The 8,205-nt window shown below is 33.9% G+C and carries 7 protein-coding genes; all 7 read right to left on the bottom strand.

Annotation, left to right across the window (positions count from 1 at the left end; all coding sequences use genetic code 11):
* Window positions 1–908: ribosome small subunit-dependent GTPase A (rsgA, locus tag B3J44_RS23285; RefSeq protein ID WP_286971791.1), on the bottom strand; the 908-nt coding region annotated here is incomplete at its 3' end.
* Window positions 909–1,162: 254 nt separating this feature from the next.
* Window positions 1,163–2,245, bottom strand: coding sequence for a bifunctional 3-deoxy-7-phosphoheptulonate synthase/chorismate mutase type II (locus B3J44_RS23280; RefSeq protein ID WP_091494827.1), 1,083 nt, complete (start codon window positions 2,243–2,245; stop codon window positions 1,163–1,165).
* 12 nt (window positions 2,246–2,257) lie between these two features.
* Window positions 2,258–3,118 carry a prephenate dehydrogenase gene (locus B3J44_RS23275; RefSeq protein ID WP_198855474.1) on the bottom strand — a complete coding sequence of 287 codons (861 nt, stop codon included), beginning with the start codon at window positions 3,116–3,118 and terminating at the stop codon, window positions 2,258–2,260.
* A 115-nt stretch (window positions 3,119–3,233) separates the two neighbouring features.
* On the bottom strand, window positions 3,234–4,379 hold the full coding sequence (locus tag B3J44_RS23270; protein WP_286971790.1) for a pyridoxal phosphate-dependent aminotransferase: 1,146 nt from the start codon (window positions 4,377–4,379) through the stop codon (window positions 3,234–3,236).
* An 83-nt stretch (window positions 4,380–4,462) separates the two neighbouring features.
* Window positions 4,463–5,302 (bottom strand): prephenate dehydratase, encoded by an 840-nt coding sequence (locus B3J44_RS23265; protein ID WP_286971789.1) that lies wholly within the window; start codon window positions 5,300–5,302, stop codon window positions 4,463–4,465.
* Between the two features lie 427 nt (window positions 5,303–5,729).
* Window positions 5,730–6,107, bottom strand: coding sequence for a hypothetical protein (locus B3J44_RS23260; protein ID WP_286971788.1), 378 nt, complete (start codon window positions 6,105–6,107; stop codon window positions 5,730–5,732).
* 127 nt (window positions 6,108–6,234) lie between these two features.
* The coding region (locus B3J44_RS23255) for a ribonucleoside-diphosphate reductase subunit alpha (RefSeq protein WP_286971787.1) at window positions 6,235–8,205 on the bottom strand (1,971 nt) is incomplete at its 5' end.

Below are 8,205 nucleotides of genomic sequence, written 5' to 3'. Positions count from 1 at the left end.
CCTTCAAGAATTTTTAGGTAACTATTGTAGCGCGACCAAGCAATTTCGTCTTTTTCTAAAGCTGCTTTTATGGCACAATGCGGTTCTTCTTTATGTAAACAGTTGTTAAACTTACACTGATCTTTAAGTCTGAAAAATTCTGGAAAATAACCGCTAATTTCTGATGGTTCCATATCAACGATTCCAAAACCTTTAATTCCTGGAGTATCGATAATTCGGGCATTAAAAGATAAATCATACATTTCGGCAAAAGTAGTTGTATGTTGTCCTTGTTTGCTTTGTTCTGAAATGACCGAAGTTTTTAAATGAAGACTTGGTTCAAGTGCATTTACTAAAGTTGACTTTCCAACGCCTGAGTGTCCAGAAAACATGCTAACTTTACCGATCATCATTTCTTTTAGCTTGTCAACGCCTTTATTTTCTGTCGAAGAAATACGAAGACATTTATATCCAATTTCAGAATAAATATGCTGCAAATAAAGCTGATCGTCTAAAGTCTGTTCTGTTAAAGTATCAATTTTATTAAAAACAAGTATAGCTTCAATTCCGTATGCTTCAGCTGTAACTAAAAAACGATCAATAAAACTTGTAGTTGTTGGCGGATTATCGATTGTAATCAATAAAAAAACCTGATCGATATTTGAAGCAATAATATGAATCTGCTTAGATAAGTTAACCGATTTACGAACGATATAATTTTTTCTTTCGTGAATATTATGAATCATTCCTGTTACGGCATCAGATGTTTCCTCTAATTCATAATCGACTATATCACCTACAGCAATAGGATTGGTACTTTTAATACCTTTTATTCTGAATTTCCCTTTCATGCGGCATTCGACAAAATCTCCATTTTTCGATTTTACGGTATACCAACTTCCTGTAGATTTATAAACGGTTCCTGTCATTCTTTAATTTTAGATTGCGGACTTTAGATTAAAACTAAATTCTTTGCAAAGATAAATGAATAATTTAAACCATATAAGTTATATAAGTGAATATAAACACAAGCTTTTTTATAACAAAAATCCCCATCACTTTTTTCAAAGCAATAGGGATTTTAAAAAACAATCTAATTTTAAATATGTGATATAATTAAACTCAATAACAAGAATTTTTCAATCTTAAATTATCTTATACCACTTATGTGTTTTAGAAAAAATTATGCATTGAAAATTTTCTCTTGGTGACCAATACTTTCTTGGTGAATTGCTTTAAACATTCTTAAAACGAATTCCTCAGTAAGACCTTTTTTCTCACCTTCTAGAATCATTTTTCCTAAGATTTCGTTCCAACGGTTATTTTGAAGGATCGCAACGTTTGCATCTTTTTTCACTTGACCAATTTCGTCAGCCACTTTCATACGTTTTCCTAACAATTCTAATAAGTTAGCATCTAAAACGTCGATGTTTGCTCTTAGTTTTTTCATTTTTTGGCTGTACTCGTCTGTAGTATCATCCGTTTTTCTGATAGTCAAATCTTTAATGATTTGTTTCAAAGCATCTGGAGTAACTTGCTGAGCTGCATCAGACCAAGCATTATCTGGATCGATGTGTGTTTCGATAATCATACCATCGTAGTTCAAGTCTAAAGCTTCTTGAGTTACTTCGAAAATCATTTTACGATCTCCAGTAATGTGAGATGGATCGATGATTAATGGTAAATCAGGGAATTTATTTTGCAATTCGATAGCAATTTGCCACTCTGGAATGTTTCTGTATTTTGTTTTTTCGTAAGTAGAGAAACCTCTGTGAATAACACCTAATTTCTCGATACCTGCCATGTGTAAACGCTCAACACCACCTAACCATAAAGCTAAATCTGGGTTTACAGGATTTTTAACCAAAACAATTTTATCTGTTCCTTTTAAAGTATCAGCAATTTCTTGAACTGCGAAAGGGTTTGCAGTTGTACGTGCTCCAACCCATAAAACGTCGATATCGTATTCTAAAGCTAATTTACAGTGAGCTGCAGTTGCTACTTCAGTTCCCATTAATAAACCAGTTTCAGCTTTTGCTTTTTGCAACCATTTTAATCCAATTTCTCCAATACCCTCAAATCCTCCTGGACGAGTTCTTGGTTTCCAGATTCCAGCTCTGAATACGCTTACTTTTGAATCTTTCAATTCGTGAGCGATTTTCAAAACTTGATCTTCAGTTTCTGCACTACAAGGTCCAGCTATCACAAGTGGGTGATTTAAATTGAAATCTTCTAACCACTTTCTCATTTCTTTTTTATTTTCCATCTTAATTCTAATTTACTTTTTAGTTGTTGTTAATCCGTTTAGTATTTCTTTTATTTTATTTGTGCTTTCCATTTCTTCAAAAATGGCATTGTAATTTTCATCTTTCAACAAATCTCTAAACCGACTGAGATTTGCAATGTAAGCTTCTAAAGTTTCCAGAACGTGTTCTTTGTTTTGCTTAAAAATCGGTGTCCACATTGCCGGCGAACTTTTTGCTAAACGAACCGTACTTTCAAATCCACTTCCCGCCATATCAAAAATATCCTGTTCGTCTTTTTCTTTGTTCATTACCGTTTTTCCAAGCATAAACGAACTAATGTGCGATAAATGCGAAACATAAGCAATGTGTTTATCGTGCGAAACGGGATCCATATATCGAATTCTCATTCCAATTGAAGTAAAAAGATTTAATGCTTTTTCCTGTAATTTAAAAGCTGTCTTTTCGACTTCACAAATAATATTTGTCTTTCCTTGAAACAAACCTCTTATTGCTGCCGATGGTCCCGAAAACTCTGTTCCGGCAATTGGGTGCGTTGCAATAAAATTTCTTCTTTTTGGGTGATTGGCCACTGCTTCACAAATTGGTTTTTTAGTAGATCCTACTTCAAAAACAATCGTTTTTTCTCCTACAGCATCCAAAACTTTAGGTAAAACCGTTAGCGCTACATCTACAGGAACCGAAACAATTACAAAATCTGCTTTTTGTAAATCTTCAAAGTTTCCTGCTTCGTCAATAACTCCAAGATCAATTGCTTCTTGCAAATGTTTTTCGTTATTATCGATTCCTAAAATAGTCGCATCAGGATAACGTCCTTTGATGTCTAACACCATCGAACCGCCTATTAACCCTATTCCTATTACGTATACTTTCATAATTTTTTAAAATTCCAAGTTTTAAAATTCCAAATTCCAATTAAATGGCTTCGACTTCGCTCAGCCTGACAATCTGGATAAAAGTCTTGATTCTTGCTTCTAAAATCTTAATACTCTAAAATCGATCAATCGCTTCTTGTACTTTTTCTTCCTTTACACACAATGAGAATCTGATATATCCTTCACCGTTACTTCCAAAAATGGTTCCCGGTGTAATGAAAATATGCTTCTCATATAATATTTCGTCAATGAACTTTTCTGCTGATTCAATTCCTTCTGGCAATTTTGCCCAAACAAAAAGACCAACTCCTTCTTTATATACTTTGCAGTTTAATTTTTCTGCAAGTTTTTCAGTCAATTCTCTACGGCGTTTGTAAATTTTGTTTTGGTCTTCAAACCAAGACTTATCACATTTTAACGCTGCGATTGCGCCTTTTTGAATTCCGTAGTACATTCCGCTGTCCATGTTGCTTTTTACTTTTAGGACTGCATCGATAATTTCAGGATTTCCTAAAACCATTCCGACTCTCCAGCCAGCCATGTTGAATGTTTTACTTAGCGAATTCAATTCTAAAGCCACATCTTTCGCTCCTTCAACTTGCAACAAACTCATCGGATTATCATTCAAAACAAAACTATACGGATTGTCATTAATTAATAAGATGTTGTGTTTTTTTGCAAAAGCAACCAATTTTTCAAATAACGCTAAACTTCCTCTGGCTCCTGTCGGCATGTGCGGATAACCCAACCACATAATTTTCACTTTCGAAAGATCCAGTTTTTCAAGAGCTTCAAAATCCGGTTCCCATCCATTTTCTTCTTTCAGATCATAATAAACCGGAACTGCTTGAACCAAATTGGTTACCGAAGTATAAGTTGGATAACCTGGATTCGGAATCAAAACGTGATCGCCTTCATTTAAAAAGGCTAACGAAATATGCATAATTCCTTCTTTCGAACCCATAAGGGGTAAAATCTCATTATTCGGATTCACTTCAACACCAAACTGATCACGATAAAAATCTGCCATCGCCTGCCTCATTTCTGGTAATCCCTGATAGCTTTGATAACCATGTCCGTTTTCGTCTTGAATTGCTGCAGCGACTGCTTCAATTACTGCTTTTGACGGACTCAAATCAGGGCTTCCAATTCCCATATTGATGATCGATTTTCCTTCAGACATCAACTGACGAACTTCTCTTAGTTTTGATGAGAAGTAGTATTCTTCAACTGTGTCTAATCGTTTTGCTGTTGTAATCATTGTTTTTAATTTTTGCTATATGCTTTAAGCTTTACGCTATATGCTTTTCTATTTTTGACTTTATGACTTTCGACTTTTCAACTTTATGACTCAGTCAAAGGTTTTGTGTTTTTATATTCTCCCAACACTTTGAAATATTCTGCCATTATGTTTAATAACGCTTTGGCTTTTGCGAAATCTTCGTATTTCTCGAATGTTACGTCTACGAAGAATGAATATTTCCAAGGTGTTTCTATTTTTGGAAGCGACTGGATTTTTGTCAAATTCAGTTTGCAATCGCTCATTACATTCAAAACCGCAGCTAAACTTCCTCTTTTATGATCTAATTCAAATTTTACAGAAGCTCTATTGATTTCGCTTTCTGGCAAAAATGAATTTTGCTTTTTAATAATTACGAAACGAGTCATATTATTTTTGATCGTTTGAATTGATGATGCAATAATATCCAGATCGTACATTTCAGAAGCCGTTACACTTGCAATTGCCGCAATTCCAGTCAATTGTTTTTCCTGAATTCTTCTTGCTGTTTCAGCTGTATCTTTATCCTCAACCAATTTGATATTTGGATATTGTTTCAAGAAATCCATACACTGCAAAAGTGCCATTGGGTGCGAATGAACTTCTCTAATATCTTCAATTTTCTGACCTTTTAAAGCCATTAAATTCTGCTGAATGTTTAAATAATGCTCTCCAATTATGTGTAAATTATTCTTGTCAATCAATGCATAATTCGGGATAATTGGCCCTGCAATTGAATTTTCGATCGCCATTACAGCTTGATCAGATTTTCCGGCAATAAGGCTGTCGATCAATTCTTCAAAAGACAAACATTCATCAACATCCACATTTTCAGAGAAATACTCTTTTACAACCTGATGATGAAATGATCCTTTAATACCTTGTATTGCAATTTTCGTTGTCATATAGTCAAAAAAAAATCCTGATTTGCATCAGGATTGTATATTAGTTTTATTTGTCTTAAAATTTTTCTCAAATAACCATAGCACAATCCTCACTTCTACTAAAGAAGAAATAAAAAGAGTTGCTAAAATAAAAACGGTTACTTGCCATTTTGTTTGTGTTTTGTTTTAAATTCTCTGCGAATGTATAAATTATTTTTAGTGCACCAAAAAAAAGATTGCATTTTATGAAACAAAAAGGGATTTCTTAACAAATTTAGCAGGTTTTGTATGATAATATAAAAATATGGGCTTAAAATGAGATATTTATAATGGGATTTTGAAAGGTTCTGAGGTTTTGAAATGCTAAGGTTCTAAGTTTTTTTCCCCACGAATTCATGAATTAGTATAAATCATTGTTTATTACTAAAGCTTAAAATCCATTAGAACACTAATATTTTATCCTTTTCCAATAATATCTCGATATTTCAATATCATCAATTATATAAGCTATTCTATTATCATCTACTTTAAAAAACTTCATTGGATGTCTGTTATTATCATAAAGCAACAATGTATCACCATTCATCTTCCACTTACCATATTCATCCGTAGAACTTCTTAAAACATTCTTTCTTGCCATTTTTCTTGAATTATACTTCTGAAATAAACATTTATAGGTATTATCATCTCGCAAATACAAAATACTAATACCATACGAATAACCAATCGTAGGGTAAGAATCATAGGCGATTCTATAAACAACATCTCTCTTCTGAGCAAAGACAGAATTAACCAAAAAGAAAATTACAATTAAACTTTTATTCATAATAATCATCTAATATGTTTAGCAACAAATAAACAAAAAAAGCAGTCATCATTACAACAACTGCTTTTCTATTAATTGAGAATAAAATCTTTCCTCTTTATTATATTTTCTTTCTTCTAAAAAAGAATTAAGACCCACACATTTCACAATCCTCAGGATCTGCGGCTTGTGCTTTTAAAAGCATCGCTTTATAATCCTCAACGCTGATTGCTTCAGTTTCCGCAACTAATGTTGGAGCCGTCTCTTCTTTTTTATCGTTGTTTAATGTGAATTTAATTGCATCTACAGCCGCTTTTGTTCTTAAGTAATACATTCCTGTTTTTAAACCAGATTGCCAAGCGTAGAAGTGCATTGACGTTAGTTTAGAATAGTTAGCATCTTGCATGAACAAGTTCAACGATTGAGACTGGTCAATGAAATATCCTCTTTGACGAGACATATCGATAATATCTTTCATCGACATTTCCCAAACTGTTTTGTAAAGATCTTTTAAGTCTTGCGGAATCTTATCGATGTTTTGAACAGATCCGTTATGACGCATAATTTCTTGTTTCAAATCTTCATTCCATAAACCTAGTTTTACTAAGTCTTCTAGTAAATGTTTGTTTACTACGATGAACTCTCCAGACAATACACGACGTGTGTAAATGTTTGAAGTATAAGGTTCGAAAGCTTCATTGTTTCCAAGAATTTGAGAAGTCGATGCAGTTGGCATTGGCGCAACTAACAATGAGTTACGAACTCCATGCTCTACAACTTCTTTTCTTAATGAAGCCCAGTCCCAACGTCCTGATAACTCTTCATCTTTCATTCCCCACATATTGTATTGGAATTCTCCTTGTGACATTGGCGAACCTTCGAAAGTTGAATACGGTCCTTCTTCTTTTGCCATTTCCATAGAAGCGGTTACAGCAGCAAAGTATAAAGTTTCGAAAATCTCTTGGTTCAGTTTTTTAGCTTCATCACTTGTAAACGGCATACGCAGCATAATGAAAGCATCTGCTAAACCTTGCACACCTAAACCAACCGGACGGTGACGCATGTTAGAGTTTTCAGCTTCTTTTACTGGGTAATAATTTCTGTCGATTACTTTATTCAAGTTACGAGTTACACGTTTTGTAACATTGTAAAGTGCTTGGTGATCAAATTCTCCGTTATCAATAAACATTGGCAATGAGATTGATGCCAAGTTACAAACTGCAATTTCGTCTTTAGAAGTAAACTCCATAATCTCTGTACACAAGTTCGAAGAACGAATTGTTCCTAAATTCTTGTGGTTCGATTTACGGTTTGCTGCATCTTTATATAACATATAAGGAGTTCCTGTCTCAATTTGAGATTCTAAGATTTTCTCCCATAATTCACGAGCACGGATTGTTTTTCTTCCTTTTCCTCTAAATTCGTAATCAGTATATAATGCTTCGAATTCATCTCCGTAAACATCATATAACCCCGGACATTCGTTAGGACACATTAAAGTCCATGTTGAATCTTCCTGAACACGTTTCATGAATAAATCTGAAGTCCACATTGCGAAGAATAAATCTCTCGCACGCATTTCTTCTTTTCCTGTGTTTTTCTTTAAATCCAAGAAATCAAAGATATCAGCATGCCAAGTTTCGATGTAAATCGCAAAACTTCCTTTACGTTTTCCACCACCTTGATCTACGTAACGAGCCGTATCGTTGAATACTCTCAACATCGGAACAATTCCGTTTGAAGTTCCATTTGTACCACGAATGTAAGATCCAGTCGCACGAACGTTATGAATAGAAAGTCCAATTCCTCCTGCTGATTGCGAGATTTTTGCTGTTTGTTTTAATGTATCGTAAATTCCGTCAATACTATCATCTTGCATTGCCAAAAGGAAACAAGAAGACATTTGAGGTTTTGGAGTTCCCGCATTGAACAACGTTGGTGTTGCGTGCGTAAAGAACTTTTTAGACATTAAATCGTAAGTTTCAATTACTGACTTTAAATCATCTAAGTGAATACCAACAGAAACACGCATTAACATGTGCTGTGGACGTTCTACGATTTTTCCGTTTATTTTAAGAAGATAAGAACGCTCTAAGGTTTTAAAACCAAAGTAATCGTA

The organism is Flavobacterium sp. UBA4854 (genome assembly GCF_002399805.1).
GTDB lineage: Bacteria > Bacteroidota > Bacteroidia > Flavobacteriales > Flavobacteriaceae > Flavobacterium > Flavobacterium ginsengisoli.
The sequence above is the reverse complement of the archived record's forward strand: the minus strand, read 5'-3'. Positions and strand labels throughout refer to the sequence as shown.